Origin of the sequence: Pajaroellobacter abortibovis (assembly GCF_001931505.1) — a bacterium.
GTDB lineage: Bacteria > Myxococcota_A > Polyangia > Polyangiales > Polyangiaceae > Pajaroellobacter > Pajaroellobacter abortibovis.
In genome coordinates this window covers 1,675,641-1,697,129 of record NZ_CP016908.1, presented here as the reverse complement: position 1 = coordinate 1,697,129, position 21,489 = coordinate 1,675,641, and the positions used below count along the sequence as shown (strand labels likewise).

The window sequence follows — 21,489 nt, the reverse complement described above, 5'->3', positions numbered from 1 at the left end:
AACAGTTGCTTTGTCTGATTTGACTCTATTTCATTAATCTTGAATTTTCTTGGATGATTGCTGAATGTCGATATCAACATACGTCCTGAAAATTTTTTATTCATCGTTTTTTTCTTTCCCTTCTTCTTACACTGACGTATTCGCATTTTGCGTGTCGTCACTTATAAATTCTTTCTTTAGTGCTAATACTTCTAATGGGTTCTACACACTCTCTCTTATTGGGGTATTGGCCGTAGGTGGAAGAGGTCAAGACTTAGAATAAATCTGCTAGTGCTCCTTTTAATTTAGGACAGAGAGAGATTTTTTCTATTTTCTCTGGTGTATTCAGGCCTAGCATGATTAGCTTGAGTGAAGTTAGTCTTTGAAGTGAATCTACTGTAATAGACAACTTATAGTTATAGTTGCCTTTGCGAACTAGTACACTCCATTTTTCTTGGGGGATGCGGATGAGTTTTCTTTCTAAATGAATTTTTGATGCTTTTAAATCATTTATCAATTCTCTAAACTACTTTTCATTTAATGAATTACATGCCTCTCCTAAAATCAGTGTATGGATGGATGTGTTTGTGGAACCATTAAAAAGAAGAGCAGGACTGGACTCGTAATTTCTCATTAATTCGAATAATCCATCATTACCAGTTCTTTGTTCGTTCTTGTAAGCTTAATATGTCGATCTGAATCTGACTTAATTGATTAAGGATAAAGGGTAAATATATTGGGTTAAATACATGGTTGTTGTCTAGTGCTAAGCGATGAATCTTTTTGCCTTGTAAAGCTTCTTGAAGAATCGTTCCTGCGGATTCTCGTCCAAAGCAAACCAAATCTTTGTTGCTTAAATCTAGATTGATTGCTGTCATCTATAAAATTTGAGTTTGTTGCTCATTTTCTCACTTCCTTTCTTTGTATTATTTGGATTGGGATGCTTATGAGATGTGATTAGCGTGTAGATGACAGGTTAGTCCTCCTCTAATTTCTCAGAGGTCTAACTAATAGGTACATCATTTCGACCCTCATCGCGTAAACATACAGCGAAGTATGTGAACTCGGATGGAGGTCTAAGCCGAATCAGTTCGGACCAGTAAGCAGCATTAAAACTTGCTTTTGAGTACCTTCAAGATCTTTCCCTCATTGGGGAGGTTCTCCTGGACAATATCCCCTTCAAATTCAAACCACAATTTCAGATCAATAGCTCGAGGTCTTCATCGCTGACAGTGAGTTCAACCCCGGATACACCATAAGAGGCGATGAAAAATCCTTTGGACTTAAGCATGCGATGGACTTGTTGAGAGCATTGGGATTCATAAAGCTGTGTCTATCCCTTCGAACACCACTTCGCTGAATTGAGCGTCAGGTAGCTCTTTCCAGAATTCTTTGGAGAAATAATCAGCCAGAATGTCAGGATTAAAATCTACTCCTTAAATCTGGCTTACAGTAAATTCCTCATAAGTTTGGTCTACAGAGGGTTCCTCCATGGATGGTACAGTGTGCATCTGCTGGTTTGCTTTCTGAAGAGCATCGCTTCTTTTACAGTTGTGCGTATGCTGCTCAGATTGTCGTTCATCCAGCGGGTACAGTCCAGTATGCAGGCCTTCAGTTGAAGGCGTGTACATCTCGCAGGAATGTTGCAAGAGTTGGGGATCAAGGCGGAATTTGTAGGGATAGGAGAGCACAAGAAGGCCCCAGAACAATTTATGTGGGAAGAGCCGAATCCTGTTGCACGGGAAGATCATGAGGATGGGTTGCGTCAGACAGAGGCTAATTTCGTTCGTACTGTCTCTTGTGGTCGTTGGATTACAGAATCTCAACTGCATGAAGAAGCGAACAGGGGTCCTTTTACGGCACAGGAAGATAAACAAGCTAAGCTTGTGGACCGAGTGGCTTTCGATGATGAACTCACTTCCGTCATCCAGACGGTGGTGGGGTGTCCTATCCCCTTGCAGCCGTACAGAGCTGGTGCATGGGCCCCCAATCGATTTGGACCTCGACAGAAAATCGCCCTTTTGTATGTTGAGGGGGATATGATCAATGACCAATCGAAACAGATCCCGATCGTCAACTTGAATCTAGCAGGGGCTTCTTCCCTGACGAAAACGATCCAACAGCTCCGTGAAGATGCCGCTGTTCGGACAGGGTTCTCCGAATCGAAGGTCCAGGGGGTTCTGTGGTGGCTGCTGATTTGCTTTGGCGTGAACTCGTTTTGCTTGGCCAGAAGAAGTCCTTGATCGTATCGATGGGAGGAGTGGCAACCAGTGGTGGATATTACATCGCTTCTGCGGCAAATGGATCTATGCACTGCCGCTGACGGTGATTGGTTCCATAGGTATTTTTATGGTAAACTCGATGTCGGTGGATTGTTGCAGAAGGTAGGTGTGACCACGACCACATACCGTACAACCTCCCGAGCTAATGCCACTTATTGCGTGGCTTTTACGAAGATGAAAGAAAACCCCTGCTGCAGAAAATAGGAGCATTTTATGATTTGTTCTTGTAACGGGTGTCGCAAGTACGTTCTCTTGCGCCTCAGGCCATCGATGCAGTGGGGCAGGGAAGAGTGTGGACTGGTGTCTAAGCCTATCATCGAGGTCTTGTCGATCGAATAGGAGGCTTGCGGGAAGCACTCGAAACGGCATGAGTCCAGGCGGGTCTCGCTTCGGTGTTACTATCCAAGAGTACCCTCTGCTCCCTTCTTCATTGATTGAGCGTGCTTTTGAACTGGGTACAACAAACTTCCTGGTCTTCCACGTCTGTTTTGGATGCACTTCCTTTGTCAACCAAGCACTTGTCAACCAAGCAAGCGATCGAGGCTGTCGCTCCCCTTGCGTTTTATGGAGAGGATGCCCCTCTCGCCCGACTTCAGTGGTCCTCTTTCTAAGAAAGAGAACTATGCGCTCAGAAGCTGCAGCACTTTGTTGGAATCGGCTAGGCCAACGTGCTGTTGAACAATCTTTCCCCCTTTAAAAATAAGCAGTGTAGGAACACTGCGGATCCCGAATTTGGTTGCAATGGAAGGAGATGTATCAATATCTATTTTTACAAACTTGTACTTGCCTTGATAATTGGCTTGCAATTGTTCGAGAATAGGGGCTTGCATTTTGCATGGACCGCACCAAGTCGCGCTGAAATCAACCAAAACAGGAATGACTGATTGTTCTACTTCAGATTCAAAATTGGTTTGTGTTATCTCAGGGAGGGTCGAATGGCTCATTTTAACTCCTTTTATACTTTTGTTTAAGAATTAATGGTGAAAATATACCATGGTTTCACATTGCGTTAAAAAGAACGAACAACAAATAGTTTTCCTTCTCCTTATTTGTTTGGGAAGTTATCTTCCTCCTCTTTTTTAGCTATTTGAAAAGCTTCAAGCGGCCGAGAAGGTTGCTGAAGAAGCGGCGTACTCTTTGAAATAAAGATAGATGACCAATCGCTTCTTTTCCGTCGAGCGACAGCGCAAGCTTTTCTAACAGTTCCTGCTGATAAGAGGTTAAGGAAATGGGGACTTGAATGTGAATAGTAACCAGCTGATCCCCGCGCTGCGATTGATTGTGGTGAGGGAGTCCTTTCCCTTTGATTCTGAGTACGGTGTTCGGTTGTGTGCCTGCTGGGATCCGTAACTTCCTTGCGCCTTCGAGCGTGGGGACTTCGATCTCCGTGCCGAGTGCAGCCTGTGGGAATCCGATGGTGGCTTTGCATTCGATATCATGACCCATGCGTTGAAAGATCGGATGCGGACGGATTGCAATGCGTAATTCAAGATTGCCGGGAGGGTGATCAGGATGCGTCCTATCTCCTGCCCTTGTAACAGTGTTGGCTGTCCCGTCTTCGATGCCGGGAGGGAGTGTGACCGTGAGAGTGTTGGTGATAGTGATGAGCCCTGTGCTGTTGCATTGATTGCAGTGTACAGCCGGTATGACCCTGCCACTCCCTTGACATGAAGGGCAAATTCTCCCTGTGAACACAAAAAACGAAGATGAAAGGAGCTGACCGTTCCCTTGGCATGTGGGGCAGACAGCTGTTCTCCCTCGCGTGTGCTGACGGTTTTCACGACAGGCTGGACAAATGACACGTCGCTCGTAAGAGACCTTTTTCTCACATCCAAAAGCAGCTTCTTCCAGGCTGATTTCGATCTGGGTTTGAAGGTTTCCCGAAGGGCGAGAATGCCCTCCAAAAAAGTTGAAGAGCTCGTCAAAAATACCTTCTGGAGAAACGCTGGTAAAGTCGGAGAAGGGATTTTGTTCTTCAAAAGGGCTCCTGTCCCACGTGCTCCCCATTTGATCGTAGCGAGCGCGCTGCTTCGGATCGCTAAGCACCTGGTAGGCTTCATTGATTGCTTTAAACTTGTTTCCTGCTTCAGGATCGTCTTGATTACGATCGGGATGATATTTCACTGCCAATTTTCGAAATGCCGTCTTGATCTCCTCAGCATTAGCGCTTCGATCAACTTCCAATGTTTCATAGTAATTTGGTTGGCCCTCAGGCATTTCTCAGTTCCTATTTGCTTGTCTTGGATTGGGTGTACCGAAGATTTGGGTTATGGTGAAGGGATCAATTTGTTTATTATTTCTAAGCATTCATTGAAAATGAGCAAGCTGATATGGCTTGTGGAGTGACACAAGGCACTTTTCTATGATAGATAGAAGCATAAAATGATTTGTAATGTTCCTTACACTCGACTTGCTTTCAAGGAGCAAGTGACTCTTTTGAATCGAGTTCTTGCTCGGTGTACTTCCAAACCGGATGCACCCCCTCCCGTTGTCATTTTTGATATTGATGGGACTTTGGTGGATAACCGCCCTCGTACGTGTGCGATTTTAAAGGAATTTGCAGTACATATGGAACGGCGTGGATTGCCGATGGCTGACCGTTTAGCTTCTGTATCCCCCGAACAGCTCGTCTATTTGCTTACAGAGTCGCTTGAATTGCTCGGAATTTTTCAGACCGATATGGTTGCAGAAATCGAGGCCTTTTGGAGGGTTCGATTTTTTTCAGAAAGCTATCTCTGCCATGATATCCCTCTTCTGGGTGCGGTTTCGTTTGTTCGGGCTTGCTATGAAGCAGGGGCGACTTGTCTCTATTTAACGGCTCGAGATTTCCCTTTGATGGGGCGTGGCTCTTTCCAAAGTCTCCGGGATTTGGGATTCCCGATTGGGATTCCGGGCACACAACTCGTTCTCAAGCCGGATGCAGGGATGCCGGATGAAGCGTTTAAACGATTGGAAGCGTCTAAAGTAGCGAGGGTTGGTGAAGTGATTGCCGCTTTTGACAATGAGCCCTCAAACTGCAACATTTTCCATTCGATCTATCCTCACAGCGACACTGTGTTGTTAGACACCCAACACCTTCCAGGAGCTCCCCCTCTCACCGAAGGGATCGCAGCTATCGAGAATTTTTATCGGAAGATCAATTCCTAAAAGTTGGAGCGCTGCTCTTCCATTATTTTTTATAATCGTTGGGGGTGAGGAAAGTCTGCCCTAGGCCTGCTTCCATGCGGTTTGCATGCAGGGCATCTACGATGATCTGGAGGACATCAAAGCGGTTGGATAATCGGTAATATTCCGTCTCTTCAATCTCTCCTAGAGAAGCGAGCCGCTCAATCAGTTTTGCCTTCTCTTTTTCTTCGATGTTGAAATCTGCATGCCATCCTGCTGCGTGCTCGCAGAGGAGCGCCTCTCGTGCCACGCCGATCGGATTGAACGTCAAGTAAACGGCGCTCAGATCAAGCCGCCATCCGGAGGTGTCGCCGATAGCGAACCAGTACCCTCCAAAGGTTGTGCGTGTGACTTCACCAAAGTAGGCGCCGATCGCTCCTTCGAGAAGTTCAAACGCTTCTGGGCGCTGATGGATGTTGGGCCGAGCCATTTCGATGTAATGATCCAAGACGCTGAGCGTGTCAGAAGTTCCATCGAGCGCGACTTGGTACTTCTCAAGGACAAAACGGCTGCAGGCTGCTGCGAGCTCTTCAATAAGATGGGGTGGGGCAAATAGATCGGGAGAGAGGGAAGGTCGTTTGAGGTCTGACATCGATTTTTTACATTTTTAACAAAAAGGAGGGGAGGCAAAGAAGAGAAGTTATGCTAGCCAAGGAAGCAGAAAGGTGTAAAGCCAATAGACCATGCGCTTTGGTATATTCAGTGATATCCATGCGAATCAGGAGGCACTTCACGCGGTCCTTCAGGCATACCGGGATAAACGAGTGGAGGTATATTATTGCCTGGGGGATACCGTCGGATATGGGGGATCCCCCAATGAATGTGCCAATTTGGTTCGGCAGATTGCGCGTGCGACGATTCTGGGAAACCACGATGCGGCAGTAGCCCGTCGGATGGATTATTCCTATTATTATGAAGAAGCGCGCCATGCGCTGGATGTGCATGCCTCGATTCTATCGGCGGATAATTTGGCTTGGCTCCGTTCTCTCCCCTATTCTGAGAGCGTGGAAGAGCATGGGCTGCTTTTGTGTCACGGTTCTCCGGTTGATCTGGAACAGTTTGAGTACATTTTTTCCGTTGCAGAAGCGGAGGCTTGTTTCCCGTTGTGGGACAAGCTAGGCCATATTACTCTGGTGGGGCATTCGCATTTGTGTAAGGTGTTCGCTTTAAACTACGCTACCAAGACCGTGGAAGAGTTACCAGCTGTTGCTTTTAAACTCGAGCCAGATGCAAAATACATTGTCTCTGTAGGCTCAGTGGGACAACCTCGAGATTATGATAATCGGGCTAGCTACACGATTTACGATAGTACAGAAAAACGATTTGAATTTCATCGCATTGAATACGACATTGAACTGGCATCAGAGCGGATCAAACAAGCGAATCTGGATGCCAATTTTGCCCAGCGATTGTTTTTAGGAGCGTAGTTTTATTCTTTTTGCTCCTTTCGAAGAAAAGGTGCGAAAGGGGACATCCAAGAGTATTATTTTTTCATTAAATCCACCCATAGTTGACCCTCATCAGGGAAAAAGAGACTTAGCCTTATGGAAGAGAAAAATTTTGTAAAGGATCTGGAACTCCTTAAAGTCAGTATTGAGAAAGAGTTTGGAAAAGGCGCTTTGATGCTGCTTGGGGCAGGTCACCCACTGCATGCGGATAAAGGGGTGATTTCTACGGGTAGCCTTAGTCTTGATCTGGCTTTAGGGATTGGAGGGTACCCGAAAGGGAGGATTATCGAGATCTATGGGCCTGAATCGAGCGGAAAAACGACCCTTGCGCTGCACGCGCTTGCAAATGTTCAGAAAGCGCATGGGATTGCTGCTTTTATCGATGTGGAACACGCGCTTGACCCTACCTATGCGAGAAAGTTAGGAGTCAATACGTCTCAGCTGCTTGTCGCTCAGCCTGATTATGGAGAGCAGGCGCTCGAGATGGCTGATCGGCTTGTCCGCTCTGGGCGTGTGGATATGATTGTAATCGATTCAGTCGCGGCGTTAGTTCCTAGGGCTGAGATAGAAGGGGAAATGGGGGATTCCCATGTGGGAGTCCATGCGCGGTTGATGTCTCAAGCGCTCCGCAAATTGACGGGGACGGTGTCTCGGTCGAATTGTCTTCTCCTCTTCATCAATCAGATCCGTATGAAGATAGGAGTGATGTTTGGTTCTCCTGAGACGACTACTGGGGGGAATGCCCTTAAATTTTATGCTTCTGTCCGTTTGGACATACGCCGTGTCGGAGCGATCAAAGAGCATGTAACTTCATCTGCGGGAGACAGGAAAGAGCCTGCTGTAGTGGGGAATCGGACCCGAGTCAAGGTGGTCAAAAACAAAGTGGCCCCCCCTTTCCGAGAGGTGGAATTCGATATTCTTTATGGACAAGGAATCTCTCGGGTCGGGGAAATCATCGATCTATCCGTGGAGCGGGATATTCTTGAAAAGAACGGCGCGTGGTTTTCTTTCCAGGGGGAGAGGATAGGGCAGGGGAGGGAAAATGTGAAAGCTTATCTTGAGCAGCAGCCGGGGCTATTAGAAAAAATGGAAGGCTTAATCCTTGAAAAGGAGGGGCTTGTGCGACCTGTTGAGAAAGTGGAAGGGTCGACCGCTCCTCCCCCTCTTCAGGAAGCATCCCTGTCTGCTAAGTCCTCTTCTGCTAAGCGTTCGGGACAGGGCTAGTCTTTGTCTGTGGACTTCTGTCATGGGATTCAATGAAGCGACTGGAACGATACAGAGCTGCTTGAGCGCAGTCAGGACGGGTGAGAAACGATGGATCTAGTGGAGCGTCGCTCATTTCTTGTGGGGGTGCTTCTCGGAGTCATGGGAGGTCGGAATAAGGGAACAGGAAAAGTCCCGTCTGGAGATGCTGCGACTCCTCCTGCTCCTTTGCAAAAGAAGGGGACTCGTGGAGGGACCCGTCTTTTGGAGTGGACGCTGAGTCTGAATAAGATGAAAGGGGCAGCGGCGGTGATTCTCCCTGACCGGATCCCTCCTGGCGTGAGACTCCCTGTGTTGATCGCATTGCACGGTCAAGCCGAAGCGCTCAAGGGGATGAAACGAGGAATTCGAGGGTGGCCAGATGACTATGCGCTGCGGCGTGCTATTTGTCGCATTGCCAATCCTCCATTGACCTGTTCTGATTTTGAGGGGTGGGTCGATAAACCTTATTTGGATATGCTCAATGCGAACCTCCATAAGAAGCCGTTTGGCGGCCTCATCGTGGCTTGTCCATATGTCCCCAATTTTGATCTTACACAGTGGGTGGATGTAGATAACTATGCTAGACTTCTCTTGGATGTACTCTTGCCGCGGATTTATCGAGAGACACCGACCATTCCATCTCCCGCCAGTACGGGGATTGATGGGGTTTCTTTGGGAGGAGCTGTTGCCCTTCGCATTGGTCTTAAGCATCCCCGTCATTTTGGAGCTGTAGGTGCTTTGCAGCCTGCTGTTTCGAGCCAGGAGATCCAGCAATGGGTTAAACTCGCCAGTGGAGCGCGCCGGCAGTCTCCTTCTCTTTTGCTTCGGATTGTGACGAGTCAGAAAGATTTCTTTCGCGAGCCTGTCAACTCCCTTTCGCAGGCTTGGACAGCGAATCATATTGCTCACACCTTTTATCAATTTCCAGGGCCGCATGATTATTCTTTTAACCGTGGCCCTGGTGCCATTGAGTTGCTGACCTGGCATGATCAAGCCCTCCGTCCTCCGGAAGTGAAAGACAGAGGCTAGACAGGAAGTACAAAAAGCGCATTCAGGAGTTAAGCAATTTTGCGATCCACTTAGCGCTTTCCCACCCTAGAAAACAAGCAATCAGATCCACCACGAGCGTTGCGCTGAGGTTGAGGAGTCCGAGCCATGCTGCTTTCTCTTGCTGTAGCAGGCGAGATGTTTCAAAGTTGAATGTGGAGTAGGTGCAGAACCACCTTATTAATCCTGTCGTCAAGGTGAGACGCAGCGTGGAAGACATGCGGTTGGCTGTCGCTATTTGCAGGATCGCTGCTAATAGCAACGAACCGATCAGGTTAACGGCTAGAGTCCCGTAGGGGAATACTTGACTCATCTCGTCAACCAATGGCAAAGGAGATAACCCATCTCTGTCCCTACGGCCCCCCCCTAAGCAAATCCATAAAAATTTACTCACGTTTCTCTCCCCAAAATCGTCGATAATCTACATAAATGAGTAGTTAATCAAATTCAACTTGCTTGAGAACAATAGCACCTGCGAGACTCTCTATTCCAACCTGATGGGTGAATCGGCATCTATATAAATATTTATCTCATCAGTTTCTTGCAGAACACGCGAGATGTGTCATGCTGTTAAAAAACAGGGTCTTTCTTTAGCTTGATGTGCTCATGTTCATGTGATGAAGAGGGAAGGTTTCTATGAAAAAACAGCCATTCATTTATTCTATTTTGTTGTGGGAGACAACAGCCTTAGCATGGGGGGATGTGCAGGAGAAGAAGACCTAACGTCGGATGATTGGTCACTGATCTCTTCATCTATCTCTGCAATGATAGGGGATAATGAAAAGACGCCATTATTGGATAATGCTAATTCCCTTCCTCTGTGGTATCTTTGCTTGTCGCGCGCCCGTCCTTCCTCTCCCGTTAAGATATCCATCAGTTTTTCCTCCCTCCCTATACTAGCTAAATAATCATTAAGTTATTTGTTGGGTTGTCTTTATGGCAGCCTTTGAGTTCTTCGAGGAGGGTTTGAGCGTTAATGAGCCCATTGCTGTCGTGACTGTTTTCAAAGCGGCGGGAGAGCCGCATGTCGGGGGTGAGACGGTACAGATGAGGGTGACGGCGGATGAGCGCCGTCACTTTCTGGGGGTCGAGCGAGGTATCTGACCGGAGGTGGAGAGTAACCATTCGTGCATTGGCTTCACAGCCTAAGGCTTTGATTTTGCGCATGTGGGTTTTGATCATCATCAGCTGAACCAAATTCTTCGCTTCTTCAGGAAGGGGCCCGAAACGTTGTTCTAGTTCCTCGGCAATGTCGGTGACAGCGGCTTCATCGGGGGCGCCTGCGAAGCGCTTGTAAAAGGATAGACGGATCCCCATATCTCCGACATACTCTTCAGGGAGGAGGGCAGGAAGATCGAGGGAAAGTTCAGGATCAACTTCCTCAACCAGAGTTTCTCCCCTTAATTCTAGGACGGCTTCTTCGAGCATGTGGCAGAACAGGTCAAATCCAACGCTTGCGATGTTGCCGGATTGTTCTACTCCCAATAAGCTACCTGCCCCACGGAGTTCTAGATCGAGAGAGGCGATCTGAAATCCGCTTCCCAGTTCTGTGTAGCGTTCTAGGGCTTCGATACGGGCACGGGCGTCGTCCGTCATGGCATTAGGAGGTGGAACGATCAAATAGCAGTAAGCGCGTTCTTTGGAACGACCGACGCGACCTCGCAGCTGGTAAAGTTGGGCTAATCCAAAGAGGTCTGCCCGATCGATGATCATAGTGTTGGCCTGTGGAATATCGAGGCCGCTTTCTATGATTGTGGTCGCTACGAGAATATCGTAACGCCCCTCAATGAAATCGAGCATCACTTTTTCTAGGAGCCCCCCTTCTTTTGTCCCTTCCTGTTTGATCGCTTCAGAAGCAGGGGTTCTACGGCTCCGTCCGAGTTGGCCATGGCATACTGCGATCCGCGCGTGAGGAAGGAGCTCTTGCAGCTGTTGGGCCTTTTCATATAGCCCTTCCGCCCGGTGGTAGACGTAGAATACTTGTCCACCGCGAGCGATCTCCCGTTCGATCGCATCCTTGAGAACATGAGGTTCGAATCGAGTCACGATTGTCCGGATAGTACGCCGATCGGTGGGGGGGGTGGTGATCAAGGAGAGTTCCCGTAGCCCACTGACTGCCATCTGGAGAGTACGGGGGATTGGAGTAGCGGTTAGCGTCAGGATGTCAACGTGAGCTCTCAATTTCTTGAGCCGCTCTTTGTGGACAACGCCAAAGCGCTGTTCTTCATCGATGATCAGCAACCCCAGATCTTTGAAGTGGACGTCCTTCGAAAGGAGGCGGTGGGTCCCAATGATCAGATCAATTTTCCCTTCCTTGAGTTGTGCGATGGTTGCATTTTGTTCCTTATCGGACTGAAAGCGGCTGAGTGCTTTGACCGTAAACGGATAGTCACGAAATCGGTTCTCAAACGTGCGCAGGTGCTGTTGAGCCAGCACTGTCGTCGGACACAGAAGGGCAACCTGCTTGTTGGCTTTGACCATACGAAAGGCAGCGCGGATCGCTACTTCCGTTTTCCCAAAGCCAACATCTCCGCAGACCAACCGGTCGGTCGGTTGGGGAGATTCTAAATCCTTGTACACTTCTCGAATTGCTTTCGCTTGGTCAGGGGTCTCATCGAAGGGGAATGTTGCTTCAAATGCTCTGTCTTCATCGTCTAGGGGTGGAAGGGCATACCCTGGACGAGCCTGTCGTTCTGCGTGGAGCCGGAAGAGCTCATCTGCGATCTGACGGACTTCCTTCCTGGCCCTTCCTTTGGCTTTAGCAAACGTAGACCCGCCCAGCCGATCGAGGGGAGGGGCTCCGTGTCCCCCTCCACCCCATTTTTGGATTTGGTTGAGACGGTAGACGGGGAGATATAATTTATCTCCTCCTGCATATTCGATACACAAAAGATCGACCAGAATACCAACGACTTCTCTGTGAATGAGGCCTTGATACTGGCCGATTCCGTGTTCTGTATGGACTACGTAATCTCCGATTTTGAGAGAGCGCAGATCTTCTAGAAAAGGGGAAAGGGCGGTTTTTTCTCTTTCTTTAGAAGATTGTGAGGCGTGAACTGGGGCGCCAAAGATTTCTTCTTCTGTAATCCAGACCACTTGCTCACTGGGTAGGATGAATCCGCGGGAGAGAGGGCCTATTGCCACCTGGACTTTTTGTTTCTCTTTGCTTTGGTGCAGTGCTAGATATTCTCTAGTTTCGGTGCGGATGCAGCATGTGACTTCTTGATGACTCAGGAGAGAGATTATGCGCTCTGCCTGAATTTGAGAGCGCGCTGCACAGCAAACGGATAACCCCTGTTCATGCCATTCGAGAATACGCTGAACCAGAGGGAAAATGGGGGAAGTTTTCTCTTTGGAAGCACGAGCTTCTCGCATCGATTTTGAGAGGGATTCTTGATTTGTTGATCCTATGTCAAAGGTGGCCTGGCAGGGTCTAAATAGAATCCTCTGGTCTTGCACCCGCGTATCTGTCTGTTTTTCAGAATCGCCATTTTCTAAACGGTTTGTCGATCGGTTGTAGATCAGGACGGTTGCCCTCTGATCAAATTGTTTGGCAATCTCTTTTCTCTCTTGATAAAAGGCACTGATGGGGAAACATGGGGTTCCATTTTTGGCGTCGATACTTTCCACGACCCGTTTTGACTCTTGTTCTAATGCTTCCGAGACGGAGGTCGGATCCTGTAGGAAAAAGAGGGAATCGGAGGGGAGATAGTCAAAGAGGGGATCCAGCGATTCGTAGTAGGCGGGCAAGAAACTGTCCGATCCAAAGAAGGGACGTCCGCTGATGACGTCTTCCATAAGGGCTCGCGTCTTTGTGGTCGGCCAATCGATATGGTCGGCAAGCTGCCGAACCTGCTCTTTTGCATAGGGGATGGTCTTGCAGTCGATAATTGCTTCTCGTGCGGGGGGGAGCCACAGCAGGGGGTGTTCTTGATCTGCGCCTTGCTGCGTCCGGATCTTTTGTTCGATCGGATCGAACTCTTTGATGGAGAGAACGAGATTTTCATACAGCTCCACGCGAAGAGGTGAGGGGGATTGAGGGGGCCATATATCTAGCAGAGAGCCGCGTAGGACAAAACAGCCAGGATCTTCGACAAGTGGGACGGACAGGTATCCTTTCGCCTTGAGCCGCTCGGTGAGTGCAGAGGGATGGATTTCTTCTTCGATTCGGATTGCTTCACAGTAGGACTTAAAAACAGAACGAGGGATCCCTTTGCGTGCCAGGTCCACAGCCGATAGGACAAGCACTTTCCAAGAAAAAGAGTGGAGGAGGAAAAAATAGGTGGCAAGTCGTTCCATCATAATCCGACGATCTGGATTGACATCGGCATAAGGGGGTGATTCATAGGCGGGTAGTGTGAGGATAGGATGGTTTTCGCCGTTAGGCCCCTTCCTTTTGCCGCTTGAGAGAAAGAACGTGAGGTCGTCTACTGTCTGTTGGCTTGCTTCAGCATCAGGGGTGATCATCACCAGGGGCCGGTCCAGTGTGCGCGCGGCAGTGGCGATGAGCAGTGCCTCTGTTCCTCCCTCGACTCCTGTCAGCGCTATCCGGGCGTTTGGAGGGGTTTGGATGCGATTGACAATCTCCCGAAGCGAAGAAGCAGTGACTTCGTTGAAAGAAAGTGAGAGATTTCGATTCATTCTTTCACTTGAGAAGCAGGTTGTACTCGAATGCGCACACGGGTAATTCGACGGCGGCTGATCCCTGTAATTTCGGCAGTTGCCCCTGGAAACACCATCTGATCTCCAACGCGGGGGAGCCGACCGAGCCGCTGAAGCATCACTGTGCCGAGTTGCTCTCTGCTTTCGATCCATTCGTGATTCCAGTGAATTGCGCGCAACTCCTCGTAAGAAATACGCCCATCCACATCCCACGTGTTTTCTTCATTGGGTATTTTGTGAATGAGGACCGGCTCTTCATCAAATTCATCCCGTATTTGCCCTACGATCTCCTCAAGGAGATCTTCTATCGTCAGCAGTCCGCTTGTCCCCCCGTATTCATCCACAACAATGGCGATTGGGGTGTGGGTTCTTTGCATTTCTCGTAGGATATCCACAAGGCTTTGGGTTTCAGACACAAAAAGAACATCGCGTCGCAGCGTTGTGAGATTAGACAAGTTTAAAGCTTCCGGATGCAGGAGAAAATCCTTGGCGTACATATAGCCAACGGCTTCGTCGAGGGAACGCCCTTTGGTTAAAATGAAGCGGGAGTATTGGTGCGTTCGGAAGAATTCCAAAGCTTTGGCCCCCGGTTCGTCGATAGAAAGAAACGCGATGTCAACCCGTGGTACCAAAGCGTGTCGCGCTGTATGCGAAGAAAAGTGGAGCACGCGTTCGAGCAGCTCCATTTTGTCTTTTCCATCCGGGGTCAGAACGGTGTTAGCGATGAGCACCCCTAAAATCTCTTCTTCAGAGAGTGTCCCTTCACTGACACCTGTAGGGGACATCCCCATTCTTTTTAAGATAATGCGTGAGGTTTTTTCCAAAATCCATAGGATCGGAAAGAAAATTGCGTGCAAAAATCGCAGAGGGATCGCTACATATAGCGCAGTCTGTTCAGAGCGCTGGATCGCAATGAGTTTGGGAACGAGCTCCCCAAACAGGATATGAGCAAACGTGATGAAACTGAATCCGGCGATCACCGTTCCCACATAGGCGGAACGGCTGAGGGCGTGGCCGCTGATCAGTTCGACCGTTCTTTCCACCGTGCGCGTGATGGCGGGCTCGCCAACCCACCCGAGCCCTAGGCTTGTTAAGGTGATGCCGAGTTGTGTAACAGATAAATAGCGATCAAGCCGCTCGATGACCCTTTGAGCGGCAATTGCCTTTTGTTCCCCTTTACGTATACGAGAGCGTAGCTGAATCGCTCTTACTTTGACGAGGGCGAATTCTGCTGCGACAAAGACTCCATTGAGAACAATGGAAATCAAAGCGATGATAAGACCGACAGTAGGATTATGATATCTTATCACATTCTACCTTCTTTGTTGCTATCACTGTTACCTATTTTGCATAAGACTTGCGATTTCTCGATAGAACATTTCCACTAGCACTTGCAGATTCCTTCTCTAAGAATATTTTGGAGCGCGCATGGAAGCTTCTCTTGAACATTCTAGCATGAGCTGTAACTGAGATCATTGATCATGCGTATCGCTCATGTGGCCCTTCCGCTCCCTGTATCCCGTTTATTTTCGTATGAAGTTGTGCCTGAACTTGACAATGTGCAGGTGGGTTCATGTGTGCTTTGTTCGTTTCGTCAACGTCGGATGGTTGGGATCGTGCTTGCTTGTGAAGATCGGGAGCCCCCTCAGGGGGTAACTATCAAACCGCTGCTTTCAGTTCTGCAATCTCCTGCATCGATTCCACTGGATTTGGTTACATTCTTGCAAGAGCTCGCTTCTTATTACATGGCCCCGATTGGAGAGGTTATGCGGTTTGCTCTTCCTGGGGGTTTAGTTTCTCTTCGTGAACGCGATGGGAATTGGAAGCTTAAAGGGGGAAGGGCTGTCCAATGGGTGATGCCGACTCTTCAGGTTGAAGTGAAAGCCGATCTGAGAGGGCAAGCCGTTGCTATTCTCGCGCATCTCCGCGCTTGTGGCGCAGCCCCGCTGTCTCACTTGGTAGCTCGATGGAAAAACACGAGGGCGGTGGTTAAAAAGCTGGTATCGCTTGGGCTTGTCCGCCTTGAGGCGCGTGAGGCTGAGAAAACCCCGCTTTCTCAATCCTTTTCGCGGGAGCCTCCCCCTATCCTGACGCCGAGCCAAGAGGCTGCGATGAGTTCGATTCGAGAGCGGATTCGAAACCGTGAAAAGCATACGTTTTTGCTGCAAGGGGTCACCGGGTCGGGCAAAACAGAGGTGTATCTCCGCGCTATTGCGGAGGCGCGTCAAGCCGGACGAGGGGTGATCGTGTTAGTCCCTGAAATCGCGTTGACACCTCAACTAATCGCTCGGTTCCAAGGGCGTTTTGGAGAAGAAGTGGCTGTCTTGCATTCCGGACTCACAGGGAAGGAGCGGTATCGCATGTGGCATAAGCTCCATCAGGGGGAGGCCGATGTAGTGATAGGAGCGCGCAGCGCTCTGTTTGCGCCTGTGCGGAGGGTGGGATTGATCATTGTCGACGAAGAGCACGATCCTTCTTTTAAACAGGAGGAAGGGGTTCGTTATCACGCGCGGGATATGGCGATGCTGCGGTGTCATCGCGCAGGGGGTGTTTGCATTCTCGGTACAGCTACCCCTTCTGTCGAAACCGAATATTTGGTCCGCAAGGGAAAAATCAGCAGACTTCTCCTCCCTGATCGCGCTGGATTTCAGCCTATGCCGCAGGTCAGCGTTGTGGATTTGCGCAAGATGAAGGCTGGGCCAGGCGGTAATAAATTTCTCAGCCTTCCGCTCCATCGCGCTCTTGAACAGACGCTGGAAGCGCAAGAGCAGGCGATTCTTTTCCTCAACCGGCGCGGGTTTGCGCCGAGTGTTCTGTGTACAAATTGTGGTTATCTTATGGTCTGCCCCTTGTGTTCTGTGGCTCTTACGCTGCATAAAAAAGGGGGAGAGCTCTTGAGATGCCACTATTGCGATCACCAAAAGCCTATGAAACAAGTCTGCACTGCATGCGGTCAATCCACTCTGAGCTTGGAAGGGCTTGGAACAGAGAGGTTGGAGGAAACCTTGCATAGGTCATTTCCTCAGGCTCGGATAGGACGACTGGACCGTGACGTGGGAAGCAACCGAAACTTGGAGCGTGTTTTGAACAGCATGCGAGAGCGCACCTTGGATATTCTCGTGGGGACCCAAATGGTGGCGAAGGGACATGACCTTCCACATGTGACACTGGTAGGGATTATCCATGCGGATGCAGTGCTCGCTATCCCTGATTTCCGCACTGCTGAGCGTGCTTTTCAGCTCTTTGTGCAGGTTGCGGGTCGTGCGGGGAGAAGGGGAATGTCGGGTCGAGTGTTGCTTCAGACCCATAATCCAAGTCACTTTGCGGTGGTGCGGGCAGTGCAGTATGATGTGGATGGATTTTTGGAGAAGGAACTCGCTGATCGCCAGGAACTAGCCTATCCTCCAATCACGCGGGCAGCTTTGATCCGTATTGATGCTGTTAAAGAAGAGGAAGCGAAAGCGTCAGCGCTCCAACTGGCTCGAGTGGCGCTTGCTGCAGCTCAAAGGGGGGGAGGAGTGACTGTTTTGGGGCCAGCGCCTGCCCCGATCGCTCGTGTGCGGAATCGTTTTCGATTTCGCGTGATGGTCCGTTCTTTGCGGAGAGATTTATTGCGGGATGTATTGAAAGCTGTTGAAGCAGAGCGTCAGCACCTGTCCAAGAGGATTCGTGTCTCTTTGGATATTGATCCCGTTCAACTTCTCTAATTGAGTTTATTCATTGTGGTGAACAGGATGTCTACACCATTTCAATTGAATTCATTTTTAAAAGGACTTCGTTCCTTGCTGTTCTCTGGGAAAAGGGGAGGTGGAGGGAGCGATTGATCGCTCTATTTGTGCCGTCTCTTTCTTTGGCTGGCATGCGATGCGCTGCTCTCTGTCCGGGCTTTTTTTTGTCCCCCTTGTACTTGGAGTTTGAAGCCGATTGTGCAGCAGGATGCTCATTACGGCGCTCCATTTGTCTGTGAAGGGGTACTCGCATTGGCGATCTACAGCATGAAATGTGGTTGGCGCTCTGATTTAATCTCTCTGCTCGCTCGTTTGATGATGCGAGAGGTGACAGAAGTTCATCGGTGTGCAGATCTGATTGTTCCTGTCCCCTCCGATCCGGTAAGATTAGTGACGCGAGGTTTTAATCCGGCTACCTTGCTTGCGCGTTCGGTGGGGCAGGCACTTTCTTTAAAAATTGCCTCTTATGTGCTAGTGCGGTTGCATCCCACGCTTGACCAAGTAAGTCTCAACCGGAAAGGTCGTTCAATGAACATGATCGATGGGTTTACATTGCAATAACCAAGAAGCATTGCAGGAAAAAAGATTGTTTTGGTGGAGGATGTGAAAACGTTGGGAGCTATTCTTAAGGCGTGCATCCAGTTGTTAGAAGAAGGTGGAGCAAAAGAGCTCAGCAAGCTTATATGACGGTACAGCTTCTCCGTCATGGAAGCGAGGGATCGTGCGTTACAAAGATTATTGAGTTGATCTTTAACGTGGTAAGGTAACTTTCTATCAAGATGGTAGACCTCATTGGATAGGTGTGCAGGGTGAGCAAAGAATGGCGTTGGATTGATACAGATGGTCAAGAATACAGTATCGCTCTCGAAGAGCTGCAAAGGGCTCTTGCAAGTGGTGCGATTCCACAGGAGTCTCTTGTTCAGGCTCCGGATGAAGCGGTGTGGCAATTGGCTAGTACCGTCGCTGATTTGCTTGATGTTCTTCCTCCAAAGGCTTTGCCAGGGGAATCTAAGGAGGAAGAAAACATGCAGAAAACGTCGGTTTCCTCTCCATGTTTTCCTGCTCCTGTCGAAGACGAGAAGGTAGACAAGAAGGACAATGCCTCCTTGCTCCCTCATCTTGCAGAAGGTGGTCAGAAAAAAGACGAGCTAGTTCAGGAAGGGAAGGAAGGGAGGGCCTTTATCGTCTCCTTTGAGGTTAGTCCTTCTCTGGATCAATCAAATGCCATGGTGGAGCAGGAGAGGGGGCAAGAGCGTTCAGAAGTTTCAAGTAAGGAGGATGAGCAAGGAATCAAGCGGGGTCCTTTTCCTGTTGAAGAAGGGCTAGCAATAGCGGGTCTTCCGCGAAATAGGACATATCCTTATCTCTTAACGTTCTTGCTCATAATTGCTGTGAGCATCGGGGGATTTGTTATCTCAGGAAAAAAAAGGAATGAACTTCCTTTCTCTGAAGGGGAAACTCCTACAGCGTTAGCAAGTTCGGTATCGCGTCCTTCTCCTGCTCAGGCGGATTCTTCTGCTCCATTCTGTCTCCTTCGAGCACCTGCCAGGCAAATTGCTCCTTCTCTGGAATATCGGGTTGGGGTGGAAGCAATACCCTTTCATCAGGATATTGCGGTTGCTTTTGCAGCTCATCCGGAACAAGCAGTAGTGCAGTTGGTGGACCCTGTCTCTCTCGAAAAAGGTAAGATATTGATGGGAAAGCCTCATTCTCGTCCCATCCGCCATGTCCTTGCTGGTGTTAAAGGAGATCAAATTTCTGTCCTGGCGGACGGACCAAAAGGAGGTGGATTGCAACCTCGCTGGACAGTGGATCCCCGAGGGCCGTTCGATATAGGGGTGGTTGGTCATTTTCTCGCGGTGGCTACTCATGGCTCTCGTAAATTTGTGAAACTATGGTCTCTCCATAAAGGGAAGAGTGTGGAAGCGCTGCGCGTTATCCGTGTACAGTCTCCAGGGGAAGCGCGACCTGAGTGGGCATTGGTCTTTCGTCAAGGATATCAACTGTCGCTTGGGTGGTTGAATGTGGATAGAAAATCAAAAGGCGAGTTGGAATCTGTTCCTATTCCTGCTGGACAGATAGGGACTCCTGCACTAGCTGCGAGCGGAGATACTGTCCTTGTGGCTTGGGCGTACCGTCCAGAGGAAAAATCACCTTGGATTATTCAGTGGGTTAGCTGGAAACGCAGGGAAAAGCTTGGTCAGATAAAGATATTTGAAGTTCCGAAGGGGGGGCCTGGAGGACAGGTGATGTCGCCATCTCTGATCTCTCTGACAGAGCATGGGCACTTTTTATTCGTGTGGACGGAATGGGGCAATGCCCATCACGAAATTCGGGCTACCGTGTGGCATGCCGGGGAGGGTGCGTTGGGTCAGCCTTTTGTCGTTTCATCCAAGGAGATGAGTCCAGGGCAGGGGCAAGCGGTGCTCAACGAGCATGGCAAAGGGATGATTCTGTTCCTTAATGCAGGTGAGAATTCTGATGGCGAACAAATGGTTGAGCTTATGGCTGCTCCTATTCAGTGCTCTCATGCAAATCACTCATAGTGGAGAAGAAAAGGAATGAAACAAGAGCGTTCTTGGAGGTCGAGGGTCAAGAAGACGGTTTTCTGCTTGGGGCTTTTAGCTGCCTTGAGCTGTGGAGTGAGCTCCTCCTCCATCCGGCGCAACACACCTTTTAAATCCGGCGATCCTCGATACGATGAATATTTTGAGTCAGTTTCAAGCCTTCTTTATCAGGCTGCTTCGGTTGTCAAGCAATCCCAGGAATCTTCCTTCCGTGCCAATGTGGTACAGCTTTTGTCTCAAGTTGAAAAGGCCCAACAAAAGGGGGAAGAATTACAAGCTCGCGTGACAGCTGATTTTGCAAAAGAAGGTGGCGATCTTCCGTATTTAGTCCATAAAGAGATCGATAGATCCGTAGAACTGCTCACTTCTTTGGTAGGGGCATTGAATGTCCAACTGGAAAAAGCGGAGGGGATAGAAAAACAACGCCAAGAAGAGTTGCTTACGAAGGCTTATGAACAACAAGGGAAGGCTCTTGATGCTGGAACAGACGATGCGGGAATCGATACGTCTTCTTGGAGCGATGGAGGGGAACAGGTTCCTTCAGTGCAAGAGGAGAAAAGTGCTGAGTCTGTTCCCCTCGAAGAGTTAATTCCGAAAAAGAAGTCGAATGAGAAACGGCACCATTCCCATAGCCGTGAACGGAAGCTACGGCATCGCAGAGAGCATCACCGCTCTGCTAAGCAGCATCCAGAAAAGCCTAAAAAAGCTAAAAAGGCCACCCCTGCATCGAAAAAGAAGCAGCCTTCTCGAGACATTTTTAGCCCTTGAGGGAGGAGAAGCCCTCCTGATTTATGGAAGTCAGGCTGTTTTATCTCCCAAAGACATTCTCCTGCCCCCTGGAAATGACCGATTGTTCCTGAGGAGAAACGAATGCACTCGTACAACGTATCGATCTCGTTGTTTGACTCTGTGTCATACCCTTGTAAATTCTCGAGATTAACCTGCTTGAGCGCCTCTTCTAACAGAATCTCACCGTACGAGTTTGCGACTGCATCGAAGAGCCCAAAGGAAAGCTTGACCGATTCATCTGGGCTTGTGTAAAGAGATGATCTGCGTGAAGTGTAAGCTCAAACTTTTGAAGCCTCCCCTTCCTGGACGGTGAGCCCTGCCACTTTCTGACCCCCTACATTTGTTTTACAACCGTAGTATCGTGTCTTGGTATTAAAATGCCAGTGAAATGTTTTGTCTATTTCCTCTGGTTTTGTAGCTTTTCCTTCCACATAAAGGCTTGCCCCTTGTTTGATCATGTTGTCCAGATCATTCTGGATGGTGCCTATTAATTTTGTAGTAGAAGTTGCAGGTCCGACAGGAAAACTTACTTGGTCCTATCTCCCTGGAGTAGCTTTAATATGAGCAATAGAGGTAG

The 21,489-nt window shown here is 49.0% G+C and carries 17 protein-coding genes and 1 pseudogene; 11 read left to right on the top strand and 7 right to left on the bottom strand.

Annotation, left to right across the window (positions count from 1 at the left end; all coding sequences use genetic code 11):
- Nucleotides 1-1,616: 1,616 nt before the first annotated feature.
- Together BCY86_RS08570 and BCY86_RS09950 are read left to right on the top strand one after the other, a co-directional pair.
- Nucleotides 1,617-2,222: pseudogene (locus BCY86_RS08570) on the top strand (S49 family peptidase); the annotation flags it as partial.
- Between the two features lie 485 nt (nt 2,223-2,707).
- Nucleotides 2,708-2,872, top strand: a complete 165-nt coding sequence (locus tag BCY86_RS09950; protein WP_156865189.1) for a hypothetical protein — start codon at nt 2,708-2,710, stop codon at nt 2,870-2,872.
- A 9-nt stretch (nt 2,873-2,881) separates the two neighbouring features.
- Here the strand turns inward: BCY86_RS09950 and trxA are convergent, their stop codons facing one another.
- Nucleotides 2,882-3,205, bottom strand: coding sequence for a thioredoxin (gene trxA / locus BCY86_RS08560; protein ID WP_075277354.1), 324 nt, complete (start codon nt 3,203-3,205; stop codon nt 2,882-2,884).
- A 139-nt stretch (nt 3,206-3,344) separates the two neighbouring features.
- On the bottom strand, nt 3,345-4,445 hold the full coding sequence (locus tag BCY86_RS08555) for a DnaJ C-terminal domain-containing protein (protein ID WP_420814559.1): 1,101 nt from the start codon (nt 4,443-4,445) through the stop codon (nt 3,345-3,347).
- 198 nt (nt 4,446-4,643) lie between these two features.
- Between BCY86_RS08555 and BCY86_RS08550 the strand changes: the two genes are divergently transcribed.
- Nucleotides 4,644-5,408 carry an HAD family hydrolase gene (locus BCY86_RS08550; protein ID WP_075277352.1) on the top strand — a complete coding sequence of 255 codons (765 nt, stop codon included), beginning with the start codon at nt 4,644-4,646 and terminating at the stop codon, nt 5,406-5,408.
- A gap of 22 nt (nt 5,409-5,430) precedes the next feature.
- Here BCY86_RS08550 and BCY86_RS08545 read toward each other — a convergent pair whose 3' ends face one another.
- On the bottom strand, nt 5,431-6,018 hold the full coding sequence (locus tag BCY86_RS08545; protein ID WP_075277351.1) for a hypothetical protein: 588 nt from the start codon (nt 6,016-6,018) through the stop codon (nt 5,431-5,433).
- A gap of 91 nt (nt 6,019-6,109) precedes the next feature.
- On the opposite strand from BCY86_RS08545, the gene BCY86_RS08540 reads away from it, so the two are divergent.
- The 3 genes from BCY86_RS08540 to BCY86_RS08530 all read left to right on the top strand — a co-directional run bounded on the left by BCY86_RS08540 (nt 6,110) and on the right by BCY86_RS08530 (nt 9,148).
- The gene (locus tag BCY86_RS08540) at nt 6,110-6,853 is read left to right on the top strand and encodes a metallophosphoesterase family protein (protein WP_075277350.1); all 744 of its coding nucleotides are present in this window, start codon (nt 6,110-6,112) and stop codon (nt 6,851-6,853) included.
- Nucleotides 6,854-6,970: 117 nt separating this feature from the next.
- Nucleotides 6,971-8,098 carry a recombinase RecA gene (gene recA / locus BCY86_RS08535; protein WP_075277349.1) on the top strand — a complete coding sequence of 376 codons (1,128 nt, stop codon included), beginning with the start codon at nt 6,971-6,973 and terminating at the stop codon, nt 8,096-8,098.
- A gap of 90 nt (nt 8,099-8,188) precedes the next feature.
- A complete protein-coding gene (locus BCY86_RS08530; protein WP_075277348.1) occupies nt 8,189-9,148 on the top strand; it encodes an alpha/beta hydrolase in 960 nt (319 codons plus the stop codon).
- Between the two features lie 22 nt (nt 9,149-9,170).
- On the opposite strand, the gene BCY86_RS08525 is transcribed toward BCY86_RS08530, so the two are convergent.
- Nucleotides 9,171-9,560, bottom strand: coding sequence for a fluoride efflux transporter FluC (locus BCY86_RS08525; RefSeq protein ID WP_075277347.1), 390 nt, complete (start codon nt 9,558-9,560; stop codon nt 9,171-9,173).
- A 223-nt stretch (nt 9,561-9,783) separates the two neighbouring features.
- Between BCY86_RS08525 and BCY86_RS08520 the strand changes: the two genes are divergently transcribed.
- On the top strand, nt 9,784-10,074 hold the full coding sequence (locus tag BCY86_RS08520; RefSeq protein WP_156865188.1) for a hypothetical protein: 291 nt from the start codon (nt 9,784-9,786) through the stop codon (nt 10,072-10,074).
- On the opposite strand, the gene mfd is transcribed toward BCY86_RS08520, so the two are convergent.
- Entirely contained in the window at nt 10,067-13,807 is a 3,741-nt protein-coding gene (gene mfd, locus BCY86_RS08515) for a transcription-repair coupling factor (RefSeq protein WP_075277345.1), read from the bottom strand. The genes BCY86_RS08520 and mfd overlap by 8 nt on opposite strands.
- A complete protein-coding gene (locus tag BCY86_RS08510) occupies nt 13,804-15,138 on the bottom strand; it encodes a hemolysin family protein (protein WP_075277344.1) in 1,335 nt (444 codons plus the stop codon). Before BCY86_RS08510 ends, mfd begins: the two co-directional genes overlap by 4 nt.
- 171 nt (nt 15,139-15,309) lie before the next feature.
- Here BCY86_RS08510 and priA point away from each other — a divergent pair, with 171 nt between their 5' ends.
- The 4 genes from priA to BCY86_RS08490 all read left to right on the top strand — a co-directional run bounded on the left by priA (nt 15,310) and on the right by BCY86_RS08490 (nt 20,891).
- Nucleotides 15,310-17,535 (top strand): replication restart helicase PriA, encoded by a 2,226-nt coding sequence (gene priA / locus BCY86_RS08505; protein WP_083604296.1) that lies wholly within the window; start codon nt 15,310-15,312, stop codon nt 17,533-17,535.
- A gap of 207 nt (nt 17,536-17,742) precedes the next feature.
- Nucleotides 17,743-18,117, top strand: coding sequence for a ComF family protein (locus BCY86_RS08500; protein ID WP_156865187.1), 375 nt, complete (start codon nt 17,743-17,745; stop codon nt 18,115-18,117).
- A 248-nt stretch (nt 18,118-18,365) separates the two neighbouring features.
- On the top strand, nt 18,366-20,102 hold the full coding sequence (locus tag BCY86_RS08495; RefSeq protein WP_075277341.1) for a hypothetical protein: 1,737 nt from the start codon (nt 18,366-18,368) through the stop codon (nt 20,100-20,102).
- 15 nt (nt 20,103-20,117) lie between these two features.
- Nucleotides 20,118-20,891: a hypothetical protein gene (locus BCY86_RS08490; RefSeq protein ID WP_075277340.1), complete on the top strand. Its 774-nt coding sequence runs from the start codon at nt 20,118-20,120 to the stop codon at nt 20,889-20,891.
- Between the two features lie 299 nt (nt 20,892-21,190).
- Here the strand turns inward: BCY86_RS08490 and BCY86_RS08485 are convergent, their stop codons facing one another.
- Entirely contained in the window at nt 21,191-21,370 is a 180-nt protein-coding gene (locus tag BCY86_RS08485; RefSeq protein ID WP_075277339.1) for a hypothetical protein, read from the bottom strand.
- Nucleotides 21,371-21,489 lie beyond the last annotated feature (119 nt).

Coding starts and splice junctions, on each gene's coding strand:
- BCY86_RS08540 (WP_075277350.1), top strand. CDS start 6,110: ATGCGCTTTGGTATATTCAGTGATATCCATGCGAATCAGGAGGCACTT.
- BCY86_RS08545 (WP_075277351.1), bottom strand. CDS start 6,018: ATGTCAGACCTCAAACGACCTTCCCTCTCTCCCGATCTATTTGCCCCA.
- priA (WP_083604296.1), top strand. CDS start 15,310: ATGCGTATCGCTCATGTGGCCCTTCCGCTCCCTGTATCCCGTTTATTT.
- BCY86_RS08490 (WP_075277340.1), top strand. CDS start 20,118: ATGAAACAAGAGCGTTCTTGGAGGTCGAGGGTCAAGAAGACGGTTTTC.
- BCY86_RS08520 (WP_156865188.1), top strand. CDS start 9,784: ATGAAGAGGGAAGGTTTCTATGAAAAAACAGCCATTCATTTATTCTAT.
- BCY86_RS08530 (WP_075277348.1), top strand. CDS start 8,189: ATGGATCTAGTGGAGCGTCGCTCATTTCTTGTGGGGGTGCTTCTCGGA.
- BCY86_RS08485 (WP_075277339.1), bottom strand. CDS start 21,370: ATGATCAAACAAGGGGCAAGCCTTTATGTGGAAGGAAAAGCTACAAAA.
- mfd (WP_075277345.1), bottom strand. CDS start 13,807: ATGAATCGAAATCTCTCACTTTCTTTCAACGAAGTCACTGCTTCTTCG.
- BCY86_RS08550 (WP_075277352.1), top strand. CDS start 4,644: ATGATTTGTAATGTTCCTTACACTCGACTTGCTTTCAAGGAGCAAGTG.
- recA (WP_075277349.1), top strand. CDS start 6,971: ATGGAAGAGAAAAATTTTGTAAAGGATCTGGAACTCCTTAAAGTCAGT.
- trxA (WP_075277354.1), bottom strand. CDS start 3,205: ATGAGCCATTCGACCCTCCCTGAGATAACACAAACCAATTTTGAATCT.